This window comes from Chitinophaga rhizosphaerae (assembly GCF_003958645.1).
Taxonomy (GTDB): Bacteria; Bacteroidota; Bacteroidia; order Chitinophagales; family Chitinophagaceae; genus Chitinophaga; species Chitinophaga rhizosphaerae.
Genome location: NZ_RXLO01000002.1, coordinates 586,698 through 609,312 on the forward strand (window position 1 = coordinate 586,698; position 22,615 = coordinate 609,312).

Annotated in this window: 20 protein-coding genes; 6 read left to right on the forward strand and 14 right to left on the reverse strand. The window is 53.7% G+C overall.

Annotated features, from left to right (window positions below; translation table 11 throughout):
• Positions 1-43: 43 nt before the first annotated feature.
• Positions 44-787: an adenine nucleotide alpha hydrolase gene (locus EJ361_RS06080; RefSeq protein WP_126244461.1), complete on the forward strand. Its 744-nt coding sequence runs from the start codon at positions 44-46 to the stop codon at positions 785-787.
• Between the two features lie 931 nt (positions 788-1,718).
• On the opposite strand, the gene EJ361_RS06085 is transcribed toward EJ361_RS06080, so the two are convergent.
• On the reverse strand, positions 1,719-5,054 hold the full coding sequence (locus EJ361_RS06085; protein WP_126244462.1) for a vitamin B12-dependent ribonucleotide reductase: 3,336 nt from the start codon (positions 5,052-5,054) through the stop codon (positions 1,719-1,721).
• A 274-nt stretch (positions 5,055-5,328) separates the two neighbouring features.
• On the opposite strand from EJ361_RS06085, the gene EJ361_RS06090 reads away from it, so the two are divergent.
• Positions 5,329-6,090 carry a geranylgeranylglyceryl/heptaprenylglyceryl phosphate synthase gene (locus EJ361_RS06090; RefSeq protein ID WP_126244463.1) on the forward strand — a complete coding sequence of 254 codons (762 nt, stop codon included), beginning with the start codon at positions 5,329-5,331 and terminating at the stop codon, positions 6,088-6,090.
• Positions 6,091-6,620: 530 nt separating this feature from the next.
• Here the strand turns inward: EJ361_RS06090 and EJ361_RS06095 are convergent.
• Together EJ361_RS06095 and EJ361_RS06100 are read right to left on the reverse strand one after the other, a co-directional pair.
• Complete coding sequence (locus EJ361_RS06095; protein ID WP_126244464.1) at positions 6,621-7,349, reverse strand: LytR/AlgR family response regulator transcription factor; 729 nt, start codon at positions 7,347-7,349, stop codon at positions 6,621-6,623.
• Between the two features lie 23 nt (positions 7,350-7,372).
• Positions 7,373-8,395, reverse strand: a complete 1,023-nt coding sequence (locus tag EJ361_RS06100; protein ID WP_164714106.1) for a sensor histidine kinase — start codon at positions 8,393-8,395, stop codon at positions 7,373-7,375.
• A 352-nt stretch (positions 8,396-8,747) separates the two neighbouring features.
• On the opposite strand from EJ361_RS06100, the gene dxs reads away from it, so the two are divergent.
• From dxs to EJ361_RS06115, 3 genes are all read left to right on the forward strand, one after another.
• A complete protein-coding gene (dxs, locus tag EJ361_RS06105) occupies positions 8,748-10,676 on the forward strand; it encodes a 1-deoxy-D-xylulose-5-phosphate synthase (RefSeq protein WP_126244466.1) in 1,929 nt (642 codons plus the stop codon).
• Positions 10,677-10,720: 44 nt separating this feature from the next.
• The gene (locus EJ361_RS06110; protein ID WP_126244467.1) at positions 10,721-11,776 is read left to right on the forward strand and encodes a ferredoxin--NADP reductase; all 1,056 of its coding nucleotides are present in this window, start codon (positions 10,721-10,723) and stop codon (positions 11,774-11,776) included.
• 83 nt (positions 11,777-11,859) lie between these two features.
• A complete protein-coding gene (locus tag EJ361_RS06115) occupies positions 11,860-13,407 on the forward strand; it encodes a PAS domain S-box protein (protein WP_126244468.1) in 1,548 nt (515 codons plus the stop codon).
• An 11-nt stretch (positions 13,408-13,418) separates the two neighbouring features.
• Here EJ361_RS06115 and EJ361_RS06120 read toward each other — a convergent pair whose 3' ends face one another.
• The 11 genes from EJ361_RS06120 to EJ361_RS06170 form a co-directional block, all read right to left on the reverse strand.
• Positions 13,419-13,796, reverse strand: a complete 378-nt coding sequence (locus EJ361_RS06120; RefSeq protein ID WP_126244469.1) for a hypothetical protein — start codon at positions 13,794-13,796, stop codon at positions 13,419-13,421.
• A 178-nt stretch (positions 13,797-13,974) separates the two neighbouring features.
• The gene (locus EJ361_RS06125; RefSeq protein ID WP_126244470.1) at positions 13,975-14,688 is read right to left on the reverse strand and encodes a pirin family protein; all 714 of its coding nucleotides are present in this window, start codon (positions 14,686-14,688) and stop codon (positions 13,975-13,977) included.
• A 160-nt stretch (positions 14,689-14,848) separates the two neighbouring features.
• Complete coding sequence (locus EJ361_RS06130) at positions 14,849-15,259, reverse strand: OsmC family protein (protein WP_126244471.1); 411 nt, start codon at positions 15,257-15,259, stop codon at positions 14,849-14,851.
• Positions 15,260-15,378: 119 nt separating this feature from the next.
• Complete coding sequence (locus EJ361_RS06135; RefSeq protein WP_126244472.1) at positions 15,379-16,008, reverse strand: NAD(P)H-dependent oxidoreductase; 630 nt, start codon at positions 16,006-16,008, stop codon at positions 15,379-15,381.
• 22 nt (positions 16,009-16,030) lie between these two features.
• Entirely contained in the window at positions 16,031-16,558 is a 528-nt protein-coding gene (locus EJ361_RS06140; RefSeq protein WP_126244473.1) for a YceI family protein, read from the reverse strand.
• Between the two features lie 56 nt (positions 16,559-16,614).
• Positions 16,615-17,493 carry a pirin family protein gene (locus EJ361_RS06145; RefSeq protein WP_126244474.1) on the reverse strand — a complete coding sequence of 293 codons (879 nt, stop codon included), beginning with the start codon at positions 17,491-17,493 and terminating at the stop codon, positions 16,615-16,617.
• Between the two features lie 134 nt (positions 17,494-17,627).
• Positions 17,628-18,530: a helix-turn-helix domain-containing protein gene (locus tag EJ361_RS06150; RefSeq protein WP_126244475.1), complete on the reverse strand. Its 903-nt coding sequence runs from the start codon at positions 18,528-18,530 to the stop codon at positions 17,628-17,630.
• A gap of 6 nt (positions 18,531-18,536) precedes the next feature.
• Entirely contained in the window at positions 18,537-19,325 is a 789-nt protein-coding gene (locus EJ361_RS06155) for a segregation and condensation protein A (RefSeq protein WP_126244476.1), read from the reverse strand.
• 66 nt (positions 19,326-19,391) lie between these two features.
• Positions 19,392-20,336: a DUF3078 domain-containing protein gene (locus EJ361_RS06160; protein ID WP_126244477.1), complete on the reverse strand. Its 945-nt coding sequence runs from the start codon at positions 20,334-20,336 to the stop codon at positions 19,392-19,394.
• Between the two features lie 79 nt (positions 20,337-20,415).
• Positions 20,416-20,790 carry a large-conductance mechanosensitive channel protein MscL gene (mscL, locus tag EJ361_RS06165; protein ID WP_126244478.1) on the reverse strand — a complete coding sequence of 125 codons (375 nt, stop codon included), beginning with the start codon at positions 20,788-20,790 and terminating at the stop codon, positions 20,416-20,418.
• A gap of 55 nt (positions 20,791-20,845) precedes the next feature.
• A complete protein-coding gene (locus EJ361_RS06170; protein ID WP_126244479.1) occupies positions 20,846-21,619 on the reverse strand; it encodes a PPK2 family polyphosphate kinase in 774 nt (257 codons plus the stop codon).
• Between the two features lie 65 nt (positions 21,620-21,684).
• On the opposite strand from EJ361_RS06170, the gene EJ361_RS06175 reads away from it, so the two are divergent.
• Positions 21,685-22,551: a DMT family transporter gene (locus EJ361_RS06175; protein ID WP_164714107.1), complete on the forward strand. Its 867-nt coding sequence runs from the start codon at positions 21,685-21,687 to the stop codon at positions 22,549-22,551.
• Positions 22,552-22,615 lie beyond the last annotated feature (64 nt).

Below are 22,615 nucleotides of genomic sequence, written 5' to 3' on the forward strand. Positions count from 1 at the left end.
CCCGCCACGTTAATGATTTGGAATTAGAATAATTTTACGTGAAATGGAAGCATATCTTAACTGGAGCGGGGGGAAAGACGCGTCTTTCGCCCTATGGCAACTGCAAAAGCAGGGAAATATTCAGGTCCGCGGGTTGTTCACGACCCTCAGCGCCGCCTATCGCCGTGTTTCGATGCACGGGGTGCAGGAACGGTTGCTGGACGAACAGGCTTTGCGGACGGGCATCCCCTTGAAAAAGGCGTATCTCCCCGAAAACGCGTCGATGGAAGATTATAACGGGATCATGACCGAAGCCCTGGAAAGTTACCGGCAGGCGGGGATCACCCGGGCGGTGTTCGGGGATATTTTCCTGGAAGATTTGCGGGCTTACCGGGAATCGCAATTGGCGAAAGCCGGGATGGAAGGGATTTTCCCGCTTTGGAAGCGCGACAGCCTGGAGCTGGCGAAGGATTTCATTGCGTCGGGGTTCAGGGCGGTGATCGTTTGTGCGAACGACCGGTATTTGCCGGCGTCGTTTGCCGGGCGGGAGTTCGACGCGGCTTTCCTGGAAGATTTACCTGGGAACGTGGACCCTTGCGGGGAAAACGGGGAATTCCACAGTTTTGTCTACGACGGCCCCATATTCCATGCGCCCGTGCCTTTCCAGATGGGCGAAACGGTGACGAGGACGTATGCACCTGCACGCAATAACGACGATTGTTATAAAAAAGAGGATCCGGAAAAGGATGATGCGCCCACAGCCTGGGATACCCGTTTTCATTTCCGCGAGCTGCATCCTGCGGGTTAATTTTTACCACCGCATAAAAAAACAAAAGCAATGGAAAAATCCATTGCTTTCGAGAGTCATTTACTGTGCAAGAAGATTCTCGCGGTGTAGGAATATTTGGTTTTTCATAGGACAGTAACCATATAAAAAATTAATACTTTAACAAATATAAAATAAATTAAATAACTACAATCTGTTTCCGTTTAATATTCGATTTCCGCAAAAAACGACCTGAAAAATGAATATTTTGAAATTGGAGGTCGTTTTTTTAAACGAAATTCAAGAAAAAATAACCCGCTGGACAAAAACGGTTTTGCGCCTCCCGGTTACATGTTAATGAAAAGGTGCCTGTCCGGGTAACACGGCCAGCATCAATACGTCGGGAAAAATTTCGCATATGTAACGCGCGCATCCGCCGCCGCCGGATCACTTCCATCAATATCAAATTATCAAGTACAAAGCTTTCATTCACAACATTCGTAGCTGCAGTGATCGTGGTTAACGGGCACTTCTTTCAATTCACTGCGGCAAAATTGCAGCGGAAAATCCGGCGAAAGCAAATGACGGAAAATTGAACGCGTCGTGTTTCGAAAATGGGCGCGACGAAAAAATTCCGCACGCGGCGAAACCGCTTTTTTACGATTGAAATCTTAAAGAAATGTGAAAACGAAAAGAGAAAGGATCGAACTGCGAAACGTGCAGCCTTCAAGGGTTTGAAAAGAAAAAGGGCACTTAGAAAAGCGCCCTCAATTTGTTACTATCCTATGAAAACCCTATTTGTATACAAAGGTATATCGATGTTAACTTTATTTGAAATTTTAAGCTGTGAATAACAAATAATTAACAAAGTATCCCCATTATTTATACTTGTCAAACCCTCTACCATGGCCGGTTTCATCATGCGGCCACATTTCACTGAAACGCCGATACTTGTTAAAAAGTCCTGAATAAATCAGCTACAACCCATGCTATTTCCGCAATTCAGGCATTTGTAGCATGTGCCGGAACGAACCGTTATGTGCCCGCAGGTGTTACATGCCGGCGCATCGCTCTGCATGCTGCGCATGTATTCCTGGGTACTTCCTTCGCTCCCCGCAGCCGCCACAGGCTGGACTTTGGCCGATTTCGGGGCCGGTGTTTCCGACTTGTTGCCTACGATCCGTACGTTCGACAGCGCGGGCTTCGCAGCCGGTGCGGCAGGCGGTTCGTCCCACTCGTCTTCGCCCGTATTGCCCGGTGCATCGAGGATGTGGACGAGGTCTGTGCGGCCGAGGTATTCGTATCCCAACACGCGGAAGATATAGTCGATCAGCGAAGTGGCCGAACGGATATTCGGATGGTCCACCATGCCGGCGGGCTCAAACCGTGTAAACACGAACTTGTCGACAAACTCTTCCAATGGCACGCCATACTGCAATCCTACGCTCACCGCAATGGCGAAGCAGTTCATAAGGCTGCGCAAAGTGGAGCCTTCTTTCGCCAGGTCCACGAAAATCTCACCCAGCGTACCATCGCTGTACTCGCCGGTCCGCACGAAAATCGGTTGGCCGCCCACTTTCGCTTTCTGCGTAAACCCGCGGCGCTTGGCCGGCAGCGTTTTACGCTCCACGATCCGCGACAGCGCGCGTTTCAGCGAAGTATCCGTGCTCGCGGTCATGCGCTTGTTCAGTTCTTCCAGCAGCTCGTCGATCGTGAGCTGGTTCATATCGATGATCTGCGCGGTTTCTGCGGCAGCGGGCCCTTCGGCTTCTGTGGATTTTTTCTTTTTGTCGCTCTTGTTGCTCAGCGGCTGGCTCAGTTTGGAACCGTCGCGATAGAGCGCGCAGGCTTTCAAACCCAGCTCCCAGCTCAGTTTGTAAGAATCCGCGATTTCCTCCACCACGGCCTCGTTGGGCAGGTTGATGGTTTTGGAAATAGCGCCGGAAATGAACGGCTGCGCTGCGGCCATCATCCGGATATGCCCGTGGGGGTGGATGTAGCGCTCGCCTTTCTTACCGCATTTATTGGCGCAATCGAAAATCGGCAGATGCGCCTCTTTCAGGTAGGGCGCGCCTTCCACCGTCATCGTACCACAAACGTAATCGTTCGCCGCTTCGATCTGCTCATCGGTAAAACCAAGCTCGTGCAGCAGGCTGAATTCCATGTTGAAATACTGCTCCGGCGTGAAGCCCAGTCTGTGCAGGCATTCCTCGCCGAGTGTGTATACGTTGAAAACGAATGCGATATCGAAGGATGAGGCAACCGCTGTGTCGAGTTTTTTCAGCTCGTCGCCGATGAAACCTTTCTCGCTGAGGGTTTGCGGATTGATATATGGCGCGCCGCCGAAGCTGCCCGTGCCCTTCGCATAATCCACGATCGCCTTCACTTCATTGTCTTTATAACCGAGGTTTCTGAGCGCAGTCGGGATAGATTGATTGATGATCTTGAAGTATCCGCCGCCCGACAGTTTCTTGAATTTCACCAGTGCGAAATCGGGCTCCACACCGGTGGTATCGCAATCCATCACCAGGCCGATCGTTCCGGTGGGGGCGATGACGGTGGCTTGCGCGTTGCGGTAACCGTATTGTTCGCCCAGCTGCACGGCATCGTCCCAGGCTTTGGTGGCCGCCGTGAGCAGGTAATCCGGGCAGAAGCGCGCGTTGATCCCCTGCGGCCGGATCTCAATCCCTTCGTACGCCTCGATGGCATCGTAAGCCGCGGCGCGGTGGTTGCGCATCACGCGGAGCATGTCCTGTTTATTTTCTTCGTATTTCGGGAAAGCGCCGAGGTGCCCGGCCATTTCGGCGGACGTTTTATACGATACGCCGGTCATGATCGCCGTGATCGCCCCCGCGATCCCGCGGGCTTCCTCGCTGTCGTACGCGATACCGCTTACCATGAGCATGCTGCCCAGGTTGGCGTACCCCAGCCCCAGGGTACGGTACTGATAACTCAGTTCCGCCACCTCTTTGGACGGGAATTGTGCCATGAGCACGGAAACCTCCAGCACCACGGTCCACAGCCGTACCGTATACTCAAAACCTTTCACATCGAACCGGCTGGCGTCTTCATCGAAGAACCTGCGTAGGTTCACCGAAGCCAGGTTGCAGGCGGTATTGTCGAGGAACATGTATTCCGAACAGGGGTTCGACGCGTTGATGCGGCCGCCCTGCGGACAGGTATGCCATTCGTTGATGGTGGTGTCGTATTGCGTTCCGGGATCGGCGCAGCGCCAGGCCGCGTAGGCGATCTGGTTCCATAAGTCGCTGGCTTTCACCGTTTTCATCACTTTCCCGTTGGTCCGCGCCGTGAGGTTCCAGTCGCCATCGGCTTCCAGGCCATGGAAGAAGCTGTTGGGGATACGGACGGAGTTATTGGAGTTCTGGCCGGAAACGGTTTTGTAGGCTTCGCCTTCGTAGTCGGAGGCGTAGCCGGCGTTGATAAGGGCGCCGACTTTCTTTTCCTCTTCCACTTTCCAGTTGATGAAATTGAGGATTTCGGGATGGTCGAGGTCGAGGCAGACCATTTTCGCGGCGCGGCGGGTGGTGCCGCCCGATTTGATGGCACCGGCGGCGCGGTCGCCGATTTTGAGGAAGCTCATGAGGCCGGAGGAGGTGCCGCCGCCGCCGAGTTTCTCGCCTTCGCCGCGGATGCGGGAGAAGTTGGTACCTACGCCGGAACCGTATTTAAAGATGCGTGCTTCGCGGACCCAGAGGTCCATGATGCCGCCGTCGTTCACCAGGTCGTCGTCCACACTCAAAATAAAACAGGCGTGCGGTTGTGGCCGTTCGTATGCGGAGGTGGATTTCTGGAGTTTTTCGGTTTTGGGATCCACGTAATAGTGGCCCTGCGGTTTGCCTTTGATGCCGTAGCTTTCGTAGAGGCCGGTGTTGAACCATTGGGGGGAATTGGGCACGCAGGCCTGGTTGAGCATGCAATATGCCAGTTCTTCGTAGAAAATCTGTGCGTCGGCGGGGGAGGCGAAGTAATCATACTTTTCGCCCCAGGCGCGCCAGCAGTTGGCCATACGGTGGATCACCTGGCGAACGGAGGTTTCCCGGCCGGTGGAGCCGTCGGGCTGCGGCACCCCGGCTTTCCGGAAGTATTTCTGGGCGAGGATGTCGGTAGCGATCTGCGACCAGCCCTTCGGTACTTCCACATTATTCATTTCAAAAACTACATCGCCCCCCGGGTTGCGGATCACGGAAGAGCGCAAATCATACTCGAACTGATCGAAGGGGCTCACGCCTTCGCGGGTAAAATGCCGTGAAAACGAAAGACCACCGGTCTTTTTTACTTGATTTTTCATGCCCTAGAAAATTTTTAACAGGATTAAACAAAACTGGTTTTTCGACGCTTGGTGTGGGATAACTAAGTTACCTTACAATGGTACACAAACGAGTTTTTGTTTTGCACAGCTTGTGGAAAAGCCTCCATTAACAAAAACGGCAGCAAGGGTGTTGATATTTCACCGGTTTTGGGGTGAAATCAATTGCAAAATCAATACCATGCATATTTATTTCACCCTGTCCTTATTACGAAAAATTGTATACATTTGCGACAACCGGAACAATGCATTATTAATGTACAGAAAAATATACAATTCCTTTATCGAGAGAAAGGCAAAGGGTACAAAGTCATTCGCTGTTCTGATCGATCCGGATAAGGTCACACCTGAAGGGATCGCAGATTTGGCGGGCAAATGCACGGAATCGAAGGTAGATTACATCTTCCTGGGCGGCAGCCTGGTGATCACTGACCATCTAGACGATGTAGTACAGCAGATCAAAGCCAGCTGCGACATTCCGGTGATCCTGTTCCCCGGAAGCCCCTCACAGGTGTCTCGCTACGCAGACGCACTGCTGTACCTTTCCATGATCTCGGGCCGAAATCCGGAACTGCTCATCGGCCAGCACGTGGTATCTGCCGCGGCGGTGAAGAAAAGCGGGCTGGAAGTTATTTCCACCGGTTACATGGTGATCGACGGCGGCGCTCCCACAACGGTGTCTTACATCAGCAACGCCACGCCCATTCCGGCGGATAAAGATGATATCGCGATGTGTACGGCCATGGCGGGCGATATGCTCGGCATGAAAGTGATTTATATGGACTCGGGCTCCGGCGCCCGCAAACCGATCACGGAAAGCATGATCCAACGGGTAAGCAGCCAGGTGGAAGTGCCGGTGATCGTGGGCGGAGGTATCCGCACCGCAGAGAAAGCATATCTGAATTGTAAAGCCGGCGCTGATATCATTGTTGTCGGTAACGCCATCGAAAAAGACGCGTCCCTCATCCGGGAAATCGCAGATGCCGTTCACAGCGCCCCCGTAAACGCCGCCCGTTAACCCACAGGCTTATCTAGCCGATACATTTCAGCCGCTCAAATTATCCCTCTATCAAAATTTTTATTGATCTCCGCAAGAATTGTATGAAAAACTTGCAGAGGTTTAATATCTTGCACCCCGAAACCAACCAGACCATTTTTTAGATAATATCGGCCCTGAGTAAGTGGCGATTTGGACGTGAGCAATGTTTATTAGATCCATTCAAGGCCGACGCATTTCATCCGCCCTGTTTGTGTGTATTTATACCTAACACAAGCATATCCAGAGAATTTATTACAGTACGCGTAACGTAATCTGTCCAGGTCATGGTTCGGCTATGGCATTTCTATGGTTTTTTCGGCCGTAAGGCCTTTTTTCATAAGCATAATTTAAATAAAAGCGGGCTGCCTTCTCCAGGGCAGCCCTTTCCTTTAAATACTCCGTCCAATTGTCCTAAAGATTAGACCGGCAAAACATTCCCGGGTTTAACCGAAAAAGGGCGAAGGAAAAATAATTTCCATCGCCCTTCCGAAAAAATATGTCCCAAAGCCTTACAGGCTCATCATTTCCTTGAATTTCACCGCCTGCCTGCGGCTCACTTCGATCTTCTCCCCGCCGCGCATCTCCAGCAACAGTCCGCCGTTGAAATACGTGTCTATCCGCTCGATCATGCGCAGGTTCACGATATGTTTACGGTTAGCGCGGAAGAACACGCGCTCGTCCAGGCGCTCTTCCAGTGCATTCAACGATTTGAGGATCAAAGGCTTATTGGTTTCGAAATATACGCGGGCATAGTTGCCGACGCTTTCGAACAGGCGGATCTCCTGCAATTTGACGAACCAGCAGCGGTCGCCGTCTTTTACGAACACCTGGTCGGCCTCGCCGAGGATATTGCGGATCCCGGAAGCGGAAGCGATCCGTTCTTTTTCATCCGCCTGGTGGAGCTTGTGGATGGCATCGGCCAGCCGCTTCGGCTCGATGGGCTTCAGCAGGTAATCCAGCGCATTGTATTCGAAGGCTTTAAGCGCGTATTCGTCGTACGCGGTGGTGAAGATCACCTGGGGCGTTCTTTCCAGTTCGGCCAGCAGATCAAAACCGGTCTTGTCCGGCATCTGGATGTCGAGGAAAAGCAGATCGGGCCTGAGTGATTCGATCTTTTCCATCCCGTCTTTCGCATTCACCGCTTCACCTACCACCACGATCTCGGGATGGTCTGCCAGCAGCTTTTTGAGTTCGCTCCTGGCCAGTCGTTCGTCGTCTATGATCAAAGCTTTTTTCATACTGTCAAAATTGGTTGACGATTTTATAATAGCGGCATGAGCACTTTGGCTTCTACCGTTGCGTAATCGATGTTTTTGATGTCAAAGGAAGCTCTTTTCCCGAAGAGTATCCCCAGCCGCTGGCGGGTGGAAGCGAGGCCGAAACCGCCGCCGTTCTGCTGTTTTTCGACGATTTGCCCGGTGTTGCGGATGGTGATCTCGTGGCACATGTCGTGGACATGGGAGCCGATGAGGATCAGGCCGCCGTTCACCTCGCGGGAGATGCCATGCTTGATGGCGTTTTCCACGAGGGTTTGCAGCATCAGCGGGGGCACCGGGAGCTCGAGGGTTTCCGGATCGATATCGTACTGCACCTTCAACCGCTCCTCGAACCGGATATTTTCCAATGCAAGATAATCTTTTACGATGCTCAGTTCGTTTTCCAGGCTCACGGTTTCGGCCTTATCCGCCTGCATCGAGTTGCGCAGGATGTTGCTGAGCTCGGTAATAGCCGTTCTGGCGCGGCGGGGATTTTCGTCCACCAGCGCGCGGATACTGTTCAACGCGTTGAAAATGAAGTGCGGATTGAGCTGGCTCTTGATCGTCTTCAGTTCGAGCGTGCGCACGGTAGTTTCCAGCCGGAGCTGGTTCAGCTGGGAATTACGGCTTTCCTCCACATAATGCCAGAGGAAATAAATCACGGCCCATAGCGTAATAAAGGTGGTTTGCTGCAGGAAGGTCCGCAGCCAGTTGTCATAGAAATCCACCTCGAAATGGGAGTGATTCATGGCGTAATAGAAACCGCTCAGGATGAAAGAATCGATCGTGGCACAAACCACACTCCCGAAAAAAAAGTAGATGGCCACGCTTTCGAACGGCTTTTCGATCCATTTGTATTTGACGATAATAGCCCGGAAACCATGCGTAATGGCAATGCCCAGGAGTGCGGTGGCGAGCATGTAAGGCGGCATCCACCACTCCATTTTGTCCATCGAAACGGCCACGAAAAAGTAAAGAAAGGCACACGCTCCCCACCCGAGTATCTGGCACCACCAATATTTAGACAAGCGTTTTAACATTCAGCAAAAGTTAGCAAAGTCCTGCGATAAAACCTGCTTCTTCCAAAAATACCAAGCCGCACCGCGCAGCGAAACCCAATTATTACCAATGGCGGTTTAAGCGGTTAAATGGGCCAAAGCGCCGATCCCCCCCCACCGGCGGCGCTCCTGAACGAAATGACAATCCCGCCAGGACAAAAATTTACATATAAAATTGATTTTCAATATCATAAGTCCCGTCCAGCTCCGAAAAGCTTCGGATAGCATCAAAAAAGTGCTGACGATGAATGGATTTGTGCGGCGGATGGGCCGAAAAATGCGGCAGAACATGTATTTTTGGGCATTAAACCCAAAAGGTGATATGGAAATTACGGCAGGTCAATTACTGAGCCAGATCGAATACCCGTCCGATCTGCGGAAACTGAACAGGGAGCAACTGCACCAGGTGTGCGACGAGCTGCGCCAGTTCATCATTGACGTCGTGAGCGTTCACGGCGGCCATTTCGGTGCCAGCCTGGGCGTGGTGGAACTCACCGTTGCGCTCCATTATGCTTACAACACGCCGTACGACCAGCTCGTGTGGGACGTGGGGCACCAGGCCTACGGGCACAAGATCCTCACCGGCCGTAAAAGCGTTTTCCATACCAACCGCAAATACAAAGGCATCGCCGGGTTCCCGAACCGCGGAGAAAGCGAGTACGACACCTTCGGCGTAGGGCACTCCTCCACCTCCATCGGCGCCGCACTGGGCATGGCCATCGCTTCCGCCAATAAGGGCGAGCACGACCGCCAGCACATCGCCGTGATCGGCGACGGCGCCATGACGGCCGGTATGGCTTTCGAAGCCCTCAACCACGCCGGCGTATCCAATGCCAATGTGCTCATTATCCTCAACGATAACTGCATGTCCATCGATCCGAACGTGGGCGCGCTGAAAGAATACCTGACCGATATCACCACTTCCCATACCTACAACAAGCTCCGCGACGATGTCTGGAACCTGCTCGGGAAGCTGCCCATCGGCAAAAGATTTACCCGCGACATGGCCTCCAAGCTCGAAGCCAGCGTCAAAGGCATGGTGACCAAATCCAGCAACCTGTTCGAAAGCCTCAACCTCAGGTATTTCGGGCCGATCGACGGTCATAACATCACCAAACTGGTAGATACCCTGCAAGACCTGCGCAACATCCCCGGCCCCAAGCTGCTGCATGTACGCACCGTGAAAGGGAAAGGATACGCCCTCGCCGAAAAAGACCAGACCAAGTGGCATGCGCCCGGACTGTTCGACAAAATCACCGGCGAGATCTTCAAAAAGGCGATCGAAACACCGCAACCGCCCAAATACCAGGACGTATTCGGCCACACCATCATCGAACTGGCCGAAAAGAACGGTACCATCATGGGCATTACGCCCGCCATGCCTTCCGGCTCCTCCCTCAAATGGATGATGGAGAAAATGCCGGACCGCGCCATAGACGTAGGCATCTGCGAACAGCACGCCGTTACGCTTTCCGCCGGCCTGGCCACCCAGGGCATGAAAGTCTATTGCAACATCTACTCCTCGTTCATGCAACGTGCGTACGACCAGGTGATCCACGATGTGGCCATCCAGAACCTGCCCGTGGTGTTCTGCCTCGACAGGGCGGGGCTCGTGGGGGAAGACGGCTACACGCACCATGGCGCGTACGACATTCCCTATATGCGCTGCATCCCGAACCTCATCGTGAGCGCACCCATGAACGAAGAAGAGCTGCGCAACCTCATGTACACCGCCCAACTGCCGACCACCGTCAACCCCTTCGTGATCCGCTACCCGCGCGGCGAAGGCGTGATGCCCGACTGGCGGAGGCCCTTCGCTCCCGTCAAGATCGGCACCGGCAGAAAAATACAGGACGGCCGCGACGTAGCCATCCTTTCCTTCGGCCACCCCGGTAACTTTGTGACCGAGGCCATGAAGGAACTGATGACCGACGGCCTGCAGCCCGCGCATTACGACATGCGGTTCGTAAAACCCCTCGATACGGAGATGCTCCATGAGATCTTCCAACGCTTCGACCGGGTGATTACCGTTGAAGACGGCGCCCTGCAAGGCGGCTTCGGCAGCGCAGTGCTCGAATTCATGGTAGACAACGAATACAAGGCAGACGTGAAGCGCCTCGGCATCCCCGACCGCCTCGTGGAGCACGGCAAACCCGCCGAACTGCAACGCGAATGCGGATACGATGCAGCCGCCATCGCCTCGGCCGTACGCGCCATGATAGGCAGCAAAATTTCCGTTCAAACCAGCTGATAAAGGCCGTCAGGCGCCCGGAGCACCGGGCGCCGCAATGCACCATGCGCGACCTCTACATATCACTTCGCATCACGCACATCATCCGCGAAACGCCGGACACGTACACCTACCGCTTCGAAAGCGCGGACGGGAAACCCGTGAATTACCGCGCCGGACAATTCCTCACCTTCCTCGTGGAGCTCCACGGCACGGAATACAGGCGGTCTTACTCCCTCAGCACCACGCCGGGGATCGACGGCCACCTGGCAGTGACCGTCAAACGCGTGGCCAACGGCGCCATTTCCCGCCACATCATCCGCCACTGGCAGGTGGGCGACGTGGTGACTTCGCTCCTGCCTTCCGGCCGGTTCGTGCTCGACAGCGAGCCCGGTTCCGCGCGGGACATTCTTTTGCTGGGGGCCGGCAGCGGTATCACCCCCCTGTTCTCCCTCCTCCAACAGGCGTTGCACGAAGAAAAGGCTTCACACGTTACGCTGATCTACAGCAACCGGAACGAGGAAAGCGCCATCTTCCGCGATCGCATCCTGGCGCTGGAAACCCGCTTCCCCGACCGGCTGACCGTTGTCTGGATCTTCAGCGACCCGGTAGACGCGGCGCCCGGCATCCGGCGGATGAACAACCTCATTCTCGAATCCATCGCACCCAAACATTTGCGGCATCCCCGCGAAGCGGCGCTTTTCTATATCTGCGGGCCGGCCGAATACATGCGCATGGCCCAGTTCACCCTCACCTTCATGGGCTTCCGGCCCGATCAGCTCCACAAGGAAAACTTCGTGGTGAACACCGATGCGAAAATCGCGCGGGTGGCCGTGCCCGACGATACCTCCATCAAACAGGTGCGGCTATTGCACAACGGCGTGGAGCAGACGCTGCCCGTGCCGGGGAACGAGACCATCCTCCATGCGGCCCTCCGCCAGCACGTGGCGCAGCCGTACAGCTGCAAGGGCGGCGTTTGCGGATCGTGCATCGCTACCTGCACCAGCGGAAAAGTCTGGATGTCTGTCAACGAAGTGCTGACGGAAAAAGAACGCGCCAAAGGCATGGTCCTCACCTGCACCGGGTACGCCCAAAGCGACAACGTTACCCTCGAATGGTGACAAGCAAGTTTGCGTGCAAACCGCACCGGGATTGAATCTTGGCCGGTACCGGTAAATTGGCTACCTTCCGTTAAATTCAAGTGATGCGCTTACCTGCCCTGAAAATCACGGGCATCCTGGCGGCAGCCGGCCTTCTTTGGGGGATTGTTTACCGGCCGCTCCGTGTATTGCTGGCGGACTGGTTTCCGGGCAGCGATGCGGGTATCATTTTGTTCTTCGTATTCCTCGTTATTTCCTGTTTGATCGTATTTGTGGTTGCGCGATGGATGTTCCGTTCCGCCGAATCCCTGCATGCGCCTTATCGCCAGTTTTTCAGCGAGCATCCGGTGCCGATGTGGGTATATGAATGGGGAAGTCTCAGGTTCCTCGCGGTCAACGAAGCGGCGGTAAAAAAATATGGTTATTCGCAGGAGGAATTTGCGTCCATGACCCTGCACGATATCCGCGATCCCGCCACCATTCCGGAATTGATGGAAGACGTAAAGCGGACGGACACGACCATTTCCTACCGCGGCATCTGGCAGCACCGGCGCAGGAACGGGGAAACGTTTTATGTGGAGCTCCACTCCCGCCCCACGCTCTTCCAGGGCAAACAGGCCCGCATCGTCATGGCGCTGGACATCGACGCGGAAGTGCGGCAAATGATCGAAGCGAGGGACATCAGCTCGCGGTACGACCTCCTCGCCCAGGTTACGCCGGATTACGTCTATTACTACGATATCAGGCAGAACCGCATCGCCCGGAACCACGGTCCCGTCACGCTTTTCGGCTACCGCGATGCGGATGTCGGCGATACGATGGAATGGTGGCAGGAAAGGGTACATCCCGAAGACCTGCCCCACGTCATGCAGCAGTTCGACATTACCTGCACGCTCCGCAAAGACAGGCTGGAAGTGAATTACCGCTTCCGTTGCGCCGACGGCCGTTACAAATACGTGTATGACCGCGGGTACATCATCTACAACGAACAGCGCCAGCCCATCCGCGTCATCGGTGTGATGCAGGATGTGGACGAAAGTACGCGGCAGAAACAGGAGATCGAGCTGCTGAGCCTCGTGGCGAGCCGCACGGCCAACAGCGTCATCATCCTCGACGCGCGGGGGCGGATAGAATGGGTGAACGAAGGTTTCCGCATCATGACCGGCTACCTGCAAGACGAAGTGAACGGCAAACTGGTGAAAGAGGTCCTGTCTGGCCCAGACACCGATCCCGCCACCGTTTTGCAGATCGAAGACCAAATGGCGCGTGCATCCGCTTTCAATATCGAAATCCTCAACTACAAAAAGAACGGCGCGCATTACTGGGTGAAATCCGATGTAACGCCCGTACTCAACGCCCATGGCGAGTTACAGCAATACATCCTCATCCAGACAGACATTACGGAACGGCGCACTTTCATGCAACGCCTGCAGGAAAACAACGAAACGCTGCACGAAATCGCGCGGATCAATTCACATGAAATCCGCAAGCCCGTATCGTCTATCCTGGGCATCATGTCGATGTTCGATCTCGAGAAAAACGAGCCGGGCCTGAACAACAGGCTGCTGGCCATGTTGCGGGAATGCAGCACGGAACTGGACGCAACGCTGCACAAGATACAGGACAAGCTGCGCCAGACGAATCACCGGTAATATGACGGGGTTTAATCGTACGATTCGAACCGGTGGAACTCACCGGCCAATTCATTATGGAGTTTATGGAATACCTGCATGCGGTCTTGCAGGCTGTTAATGTCGTCTACAGGCCTGTCGTGATGCACGATGGCGGGATTGCCGTAACCCATGTGCTTGGCGGACTGCTTCAGGTCGTGGTACATTTCGTCGGCTACTTCGAGCTGCCGGATAAACTGGTTCTGGAAATGTTCGATCGCCATGGACCTTTCGTTATTGGTTTGCGGCGAGGTGGCGATTTCCTGGAGTTTGCCGCGCATGGTACGTAAGCTGGAACGTACATTATCTACTTCTTCTTTCCAGGTCGAGAACTGTGCCTGGATCTCTGATGACTGTGCTGGTACTTCCATGATATATTGATTAAAGTGACAGGATGACGATTGTACGCATCATAAGCCCTGCTTTCGTTTCAATATCCCATTCAGATCAATCTTACGCTCAGGTCTAATTTACGGAGAATTTGGCTTTGGGGAACGAAAAACCCGGTGGATTTTTTCCACCGGGCGAGGTATTTTCTGTGGATTCGGATCATGCGAGCATGGGCACGTCCATCAGCAGCAATTGGGCATCTTCGGACGTTGTCACATCCAGCCGGGTGTAGTCTTCCACCGCGAGGGCATCGCGCGGGGACAGGGTTTCGCCGGCTGCCGTCACGGTGCCGCTGATCACGAACAGGTAAAGGCCGTTTCCGTCTTTTTTGGGGGAATAGCTGAAAGCCTGCCCTTTATCGAAGTTCCCGAGCGAGAACCAGGCGTCCTGGTTCATGGGGAGGCCTTCTCCCGTTCCTTCGGGCGAAACCACCACCTGCAGGCGGTTGTGCCGGTCTGCGGGGTCGAAGGTTTGCTGGCCGTACCGCGGGGCGACGTCGCGCTTTTTCGGGAACAGCCAGATCTGGAGGAATTTCACCGGATCGGTCTTGCTGGCGTTGAACTCGGAGTGCTCCACGCCGGTGCCGGCGCTCATGATCTGGACGTCGTTATGATTGATGATCTCGTGGCGGCCCGTGTTGTCGCGGTGCTCGAGGGCGCCGCTCAGCGGAATGCTCACGATCTCCATATTATCGTGCGGATGCGCCCCGAAGCCCATGCCACCTTTCACGGTATCGTCGTTCAGCACGCGCAGCGCGCCGAAATGGATGCGCTCGGGATTGTAGTACCCGGCGAAGCTGAAAGTGTGGCTAGACTGCAGCCAGCCGTGATTGGCGAAGCCACGGGAATCTGCACGGTGAATGGTAGTTTTCATATCTTGAATCTCCTTTTTTCTTTATGCAAATTTCCGAAAAAATACGCCCCGCAGCAATGGACGCAATGGCGCAAATGGTGGACTATTTTTCCCGGAAAAGAAAGCCGGGTGCAGTTTTCGCAACCACACCCGGCTTTTCGGAAAAATGTAACGGAAACGCTTATACGAGTTTCGCTTCCATCGTGATGTTGGTGTTGAGCAGTTTGGAAATCGGGCAGTTCGCTTTTGCGTCTTCCGCGAATTCCTGGAACCTGGCTTCATCCAGGCCGGGCACGCTCGCCGTTACGGTGAGGTGGATACCGGGGATGGCGCCGCCTTCGAAGGTTACGGCCGCTTTGGTGTCGATGTTACCGGGGGTAAAACCTGCGCCGGAGATCACGAAGCTCAGCTTCATGGTGAAGCAGCCTGCATGGGCGGCGGCGATCAGTTCTTCAGGGTTGGTACCGATACCGGATTCGAAACGGCTGAGGTAGGAATATTGGGTATCTTTCAGCACGCCGGAGTCGGTAGATACGGTGCCATTGCCTTCTTTACCAGTGCCTTTCCAGTTTGCGGTTGCGGATCTTTTCATTTTGATGAGTTTATTTAGGGTGAAATGTTTCGCCAGGGAATAAAATTAAGGAATCCAGATTAAAAAAACCGGGCGAATTGCTCCGCCCGGTTTACCTAAACCCCCAAACAACCTGAATGTTACACTGATTCCACGAAATCTTCCAGGGGCTTTCTCACTTTCTTCGCATGCTGCAAACCGTCTTCTTCCGCGCGGAATCCAATCGCCGCCACTACTACCGTGCGCAGATTCTTTCCTTTCAGTCCCAATACTTCATCGTATGCAGCCGCATCGAATCCTTCCATGGGGCAGGCGTCTATACCTTCCACCGCACTGGCCGTCAGCAGGGTGCCCAGGGCCAGGTAGGCCTGTTTGGACGTCCATACGGCTGCGTCATCTTCACTGAGGCGGTTCACCGTGCCCTTCATTACATTCTCAAATCCTTCCAGTTCGTTGCGCTGCAGATTCCGGGCGCCCGCAATGCGATCAATGTAGTTGTTCACATGTGCATCCTTCAACTCGTCGTACCGCGCAAAGATCACGAGGTGCGATGCGTCCGTTATCTGCGGCTGGTTCCAGGATACGGCTTTCAGCGCTTCCCGCACCGCGGGGTCTTTCACTACGATCACTTTGTAAGGTTGCAGGCCGTAACTGGATGCAGACAGCCGGGTAGCCTCAAGTACCCTTTCCAACTGCGCTTCATTCAATTTCTTCTTGGGATCGAACTTTTTAACGGCGTATCGCCAGTTCAGTTTCTCGAGGATATCCATCGTCAGTGCTTTTATTTTTTAATTATGCTTGTTTGATGATTTGCACCGCAGCGATCAGGCGAACTTCATCGCTCACCACCAGTCCACCGGCTTCCGTAGTAGCCGACCAGGACAGGCCGAAATCTTTACGGTTGATTTTACCGGTCAGCTCGAAACCTGCTTTGGTCTGGCCATACGGGTCGATCGTGATGCCGGAATATGCTACGTTCAGGGCCACCGGTTTGGTAACGCCACGGATGCTCAGGTCGCCTTTCAGGACGAAAGAGTCCGCATCGATTTTTTCAACGCCGGTAGACGTGAAGGACAATTTCGGGTGATTGGGCGCATCGAAGAAATCGGGGCTCTTCAGGTGCTCGTCGCGCTGCGAATTCTTGGTGCTGATGCTGTCCACATCGGCTTCGAAGCGGATGTTGGCATCGGTGAAATCGTCTTTGGTAGCGCTCACCGTACCGTCGAACTGCGCGAAGTGGCCGGTTACGTTGGTGATCATGAGGTGTTTTACTTTGAATTCAACTTCGCTGTGCGCGGGGTCAATTTTCCAGGTTGCCATTGTGTGTAAGTTTTTAAGTTGTTGATGAATGTTCAATTCAGGTCCAAATGTTGTTGTTAGTTCAGCCGGCCCATTTTGCCGTTGTTATAATCGTCGATCGCGGTGATGATCTCTTCTTTGTTGTTCATGACGAACGGACCGTAAGCGAAGATGGGTTCGCGGATGGGCTCGCCGTTCAAAACAAGCAGCGTTGCGTCTTCTTCCGCTTTTACAGTGATCGTTTCCCCGGCTTGTTCGAATACCGCGATCTCTACCGCTTTGGCGGCGTGCGTTCCGTTGATGGTAACCGCACCTTTCAGGACTACGATGCCGGTATTAAAACCGTCGGGCAGTGTGAGAGTGGTTTCCGTTCCGGCGGTGAGCCGTAGATCGAACAAGTTGATGGGCGTAAAGGTTTTTGCGGGACCGTTAGCGCCGTTTAAATTCCCGGCGATGACGCGGGCGTAGCTGCCGTTACCGAGGTCTGCCACGGGGATGTCGGCGTTTAGGATCGACTGGTACCCGGGTTGATCCATTTTGTGGGCTTTGGGCAGGTTTACCCAGAGCTGGGCCATTTCGAGGACGCCGCCGTTGCGGGTGAACGCGCCTTCGTGTTTTTCTTCATGCACGATGCCCGAAGCGGCGGTCATCCATTGCACGTCGCCAGGGCCGATTTTGCCGCTGTTGCCGCCGGAGTCCCGGTGCTCGAGGGCGCCCTGGTAGGCGATGGTCACGGTTTCGAACCCCCTGTGCGGGTGCTCTTCCACGCCGCGCGGCGTTTCAGAAGGCGCGAAGTAGTGAGGGGCCGCATAATCCAGCAGGAAAAACGGGCTCAACTGCTTGCCGATCATCTTGTTTCCGCCAGGGAAAAGGTTCTGGACCTTAAACCCGTCGCCAACCATGTGCGACTGCGCGCCTTGATAAACATGTGCTACTTGCTTGGTGGTGTGTGTCATATTGCCTCCTTTAAAAGACAACACAAAATTACATGTTGCAACATCTATTTGAAATGGATAGAATGATGTAATCGGTGGACTTTTTTTCGACCGGATCATATCTACCTAACAATCAATTCTTTACGAAAAAAGAACTACGCTTTTGCAAGTTCCTTGAATTCCGACGGAGTTTGGTTGGTGTATTTCTTGAAAAATCGGGAGAAATAGTGGGGATCTTCGAACCCCAGGGCGTAGGCGATCTCTTTGGCCGTCAGATCGGTATTAAAGAGATACCGCTGCGCCTCGAGGATCACGCGGTTGCGGATATGCTCGCCGGCGGTGATGCCAGACAGCTGTTTGCTGATCTCGTTGAGCAGCACGGGTTTGATATGGAGTTGCGCGGCATAGTCGCTCACGTTCTTCAGTTCCTTGTAACGTTGTTCGATGAGGCCTTTGAACGTCATGAACAGGGCGCTGTTGTGCCTGGACTGGTATTCCGGTGTGAGGGAAACAGGCTTGGGCGCGTTCCGGCTGGCGATAATGAGGAAGTATTGCAGCAGGTTGCGGAATGCGGAATGGTAGTTGGCGCGGCGCGCCGTCACTTCTTCTTCCATCCGCTGGATCATCCAGTCGATTTCTTTTTCCACTTCCGGATCGGTGACGGGCACCACGGAGCTGAACGCATCGTTCACGAAAAGCCCGGTCTTGACGGGGTCCATGTCCGAAGAACCGGCCGGGCACATCATACAGTTATGGAAAGCGATCATGTAGCCATCGATCTTTTCGGAAGATTTGAGCTGATGCACCTGTCCGGGTGCGAGAAAGAACAGGGTGTTCTTTTTCACGGTGTGGGTCACGGTGTCGATGGTATGGGTCAGCTCTCCTTTCTTGATCCAGTAGATCGTATAGAAATCATGGCGGTGCGGAGCTTCCTGGTGCTCGAAAAACACGGGGCCGAGGCTGCACAGGTGCGACACGCTGAATTCCTGCGGATCGTCGGACGCACGGGCGTATTCGCCCAGGTTCACCATTTCGATATGTTCTTTCTTGCTTGCCATAATTCGCTAATCTTCAAAAACCACGGTTTCTTCTTCCGGACGGTCGGCCGGGTCTATGTATTCGATGATAAAATTATTGCGGCCTTCGCCCACCATGATGGAAAGGTATTTGGCCTGCACCAGTTCCAGCATGCCGAGGAACAGGAAGATGGCATGAACGCGGTCTTTACAATGGTCGAACATCTTTTCGAAAGCCATCGTCCTTTCCCCGCGCGCCAGGTCCAGCATGTATTCGCGGCTGCCTTCCATGGTATAATCGTATTTGTATACCACGTGCTGCGGTTTATTACTGCGCTCCTTGACACGCTGCATCACCTTCTCGAAGGTTTTGGTCAGCTTGAAAAGCGTGAGCGTCTGCACTTCGGAGCCCTCGCTCGTCAGTTCGCCGATTTCGGCCAGCTCTTTCTGGATGTTGCCGCGCTTCATCGCCAGCATGCGGTCTGCCTCCTTCTCGGCCAGCTCCACCGCCGCTGCCTTGTAACGCTTGTATTCGAGGATCTTGTCTACCAGCTCCTGCCGCGGATCGATCTCGTTGCCCGCAGCATCCACCTCCTTGCGCGGCAACAGCATTTTCGCCTTGATGCGCATCAGCGTGGAAATGAACAGGATGAATTCGCTCGCCAGCTCGATGTTGAGCTGCTCCATATGGTGGATATAGTCCAGGAAGTCGTTCGTCAGCTTCGTAATCGGAATATTGTATATGTCCAGCTCGTCGCGTTCGATGAAAAACAGCAACAGGTCGAAGGGGCCTTCGAACTCGGGGAGACTGATCTTGTAAATATTCTGGTCACTCATAATTAAACAATAAAACCTGCCGGGAAGTACCGACAGGTTTATCAAAAATAACAAAAATCCGGGAGATCAGAACTTGGCCGTCAGCCCCACGCCCAGCACCTGCTTTATCTGCAGCCGCGGCCCCATGACGCCGGTTTCCTTGTTCTCGAAAACCCGCACGTCATCGTCGTAAATCATGTCCCACGAAATATTGGCGCTAATCAACTTATTGACTTTCAATGAGATAATATTCGTCCAGAATACGTCGATATTCCCGGGATTGTGTTTGTAGTTGGAAAACAGTTCCAGTTTCGACTTATACGTCATGTTCCTGGCGAATTCCTTGTTGTAGTTGGCCGTTATGTAGGCACCGAATTCGCTTTTCACGTGTTTGCCGGAATCCACCCCGTAGGCGCCCTTGTTCGACAAAAAATCATCCCTCACCACGATCCATCTGCCGGTGAAGGGCGACATGAACAGCGAGAAATCCTTGTTCGGCATCCAGTCTATACCGGGCGAAAGCACCACATAGGCCGGCGCGAAAAAGGTGGAAGTGAATTCGCGGGTGGAATCGGTCGGGTAAATATAGCCGTCCGACAGCTGGGTACGGAGATTGAACAGCCCGCTCAGGTACCATTTCCGGCCGATATCGTAACCGTATTTGGAGGTGAGGTCGAACCGGTCGTCGCTCTTCCGGTTGCCGAGGCTGGTGGTGTTTACATAGCCATAGGCGAGGTCGAGGTTGTTATCCCAGGAGTGCCGGCCTTTTTTATAGTTCGCGAAGAGGTTGAGGGTGCCGAGGAGGGAGAGCGAAAGTTTATCGCCACCCGCGGCCCAGTTGGAAAGCGAGCCCTGGTTGAAGGTGAGCCCGAAAGATCCGCCTTTGAGCCACAGCCTGCCGGTGGTGTCTTTTTCGGTGCTTTTAATGCCTTTGGCGGATTCTTCGCGCAGGTTTTTGAATGACTGGTCCTGCGCGCGCAATGTTCCGCAAAAGACCATCAGGGCCAGGAGGAAACAGGAAAAATGCTTCATGGTTACTGTCGGTTGAATACAATTATAGGAACGGTTGACCGGGAAAGACCGGTCAACCGTCGATTTTACTGATATAAGATTATTGTTTTTTGAGCTCGTCGCGGATTTCCATGAGGAGTTGCTCGGTAGGCGTAGGGCCTGCGGGAGCGGGTGCTTCTTCAGGTTTCTTCATGCGGTTGATCGCTTTTATTACAAGGAAGAGAACGAACGCCACCACAATGAATTCTACGACAGCCTGGATACTTGCGCCATACATGATTTTGGCCGATCCAACTTCTATCGCGAGCGATTTGAAATCGAAACCGCCGATAAGTACACCTACTATCGGCATAATGATCGAATCCACAATGGCGCCAACGATCTTGTTAAATGCGGCACCGATAACAACACCGACAGCCAGATCGATTACGTTCCCCTTCATGGCGAAGGCTTTGAATTCACCAAAAAAAGACATACACAAGGTTTTTGAAGGTTAAGAAAGGGTTGAAATCCAGTGCAATTTTACAGAATTATGGTTTGACATCCTCATTATTTTTGACTTTCGGCAATTTCGGGAACTTCATTTTGAGGGACTTCAGTGTATCCCTCACCGTTTTGGCGATGAAGTATTCCTTGTACCAGTTATCGTCTGAAGGCACGATGTACCAGGGGATTTTATGGCATTCCCTGAACACATCTTCATACGCTTTCTGGTATTTTTTAAACAGTTTCGCTTCCGCGAAATCCTTCTCGTTGTATTTCCACATCTTCCGCGGGTCCTGCGTCCGCTCTTCGAGCCTGGCCGTCTGCGCTTCGGAAGATACGTGGAGGTAGAATTTGAGGATATGCGTACTGTTATGGTCGCGGAGGAGCTTTTCGAAATCGTTGATGGCGTTGAACCTTTTGGCGATCACGTCTTCATCCACCCATTTATGTACGCGTTGTACGAGCACGTCTTCATAGTGCGACCTGTTGAATACCTGGATCATTCCTTTTCCCGGCGCGTGCTGGTGGATGCGCCAGAGGAAGTCGTGATCGGCTTCCTGCGCCGTGGGAGCCTTGAACGGCGTAACCACCACGCCCATGGGGTTCATGGTGCCGAAAACATCGCGGATCACGCCGTCTTTCCCGCTGGCGTCCATTCCCTGGAGCACTACGAGCAGGCTGTGCTTGTGCTCGGCGTACAGGAGGTTCTGCAATTCGTCGAGGTCTTTGAGGATGGTCTGCATTTCCTCTTTGATTTGCTCCTTGTCGACTTTCTTCGGAGCGGTGGTCGGGATGTCGGTTAGCTTGATGGATGGCATATCTCTATTTTTTCTTAATATACTTTAACATCGGCACAATTCGGAATCGGTACCTTTGCTGCACTATGAACCAACGCGTATTGAACTGGGGGATCTTCCTCCTGCTATCGCTCACCTGGGGCAGCTCGTTCATCCTCATGAAACTGGGACTGGCCTCGTTTTCCCCCTACCAGGTGGCCAGCATCCGGCTGATATCGGCCGGGGCGGCCCTGTTGCCGTTTTTCTTCCGGTTCATCCGGCAAACGCCCGCATCCAAAATACCCGTGATAATTATGTCCGGTTTATTAGGTAACGGAATTCCGGCGTATTTGTTCTGTATCGCGGAAACGCGGATAGACAGTTCGCTGGCCGGCATGCTGAATTCCTTCACGCCCGTGTTCGCACTCATCTTCTCGCTCGCCCTCTTCCATTCGCCTGTTTTGAAGCGGCAGGTGCTGGGGCTGATGATCGGGTTCGCGGGTGTGATCCTCCTTTTCCTGGTGAAGGGAGTAGATGCGAATGCGTACTGGTACTACGGTTTCCTGGTGATCCTGGCCACGGCGTGTTACGGGCTCAACATTGCGCTGGTGCATCATTACCTAAAAGAATTCCAGAGTCTCCAGCTCGTTTCGATTTCCCTGTTTTTCATGGGGCTCTTCGCTTTGCCGGTATTGCTCCTGAGCGGTTTCAGCGCCACTTTCCAGGCGGCGGATCGGCCATGGATGAGCCTTGCGGCCAGCTGCACCCTGGGTTTGATCGGCACGGGCGTGGCCTCCCTCCTGTTTTACCAGCTGATCCGTTCTGCGGGCGCAATTTTCGCCAGTATGGTAACGTATGGATTGCCGGTAGTGGCCATTGGATGGGGGTTCGTGGCCGGTGAAGCCATCAGCGGATGGCAGGTGCTATGCCTGGGTGTGATCATGGGCGGGGTGTACCTCGTCAACCGGAAATAAATGTATCCAGACTGACATAAAAAAAGAGACAGGCCGCAACCTGTCTCTTTTCAATTATCTGATG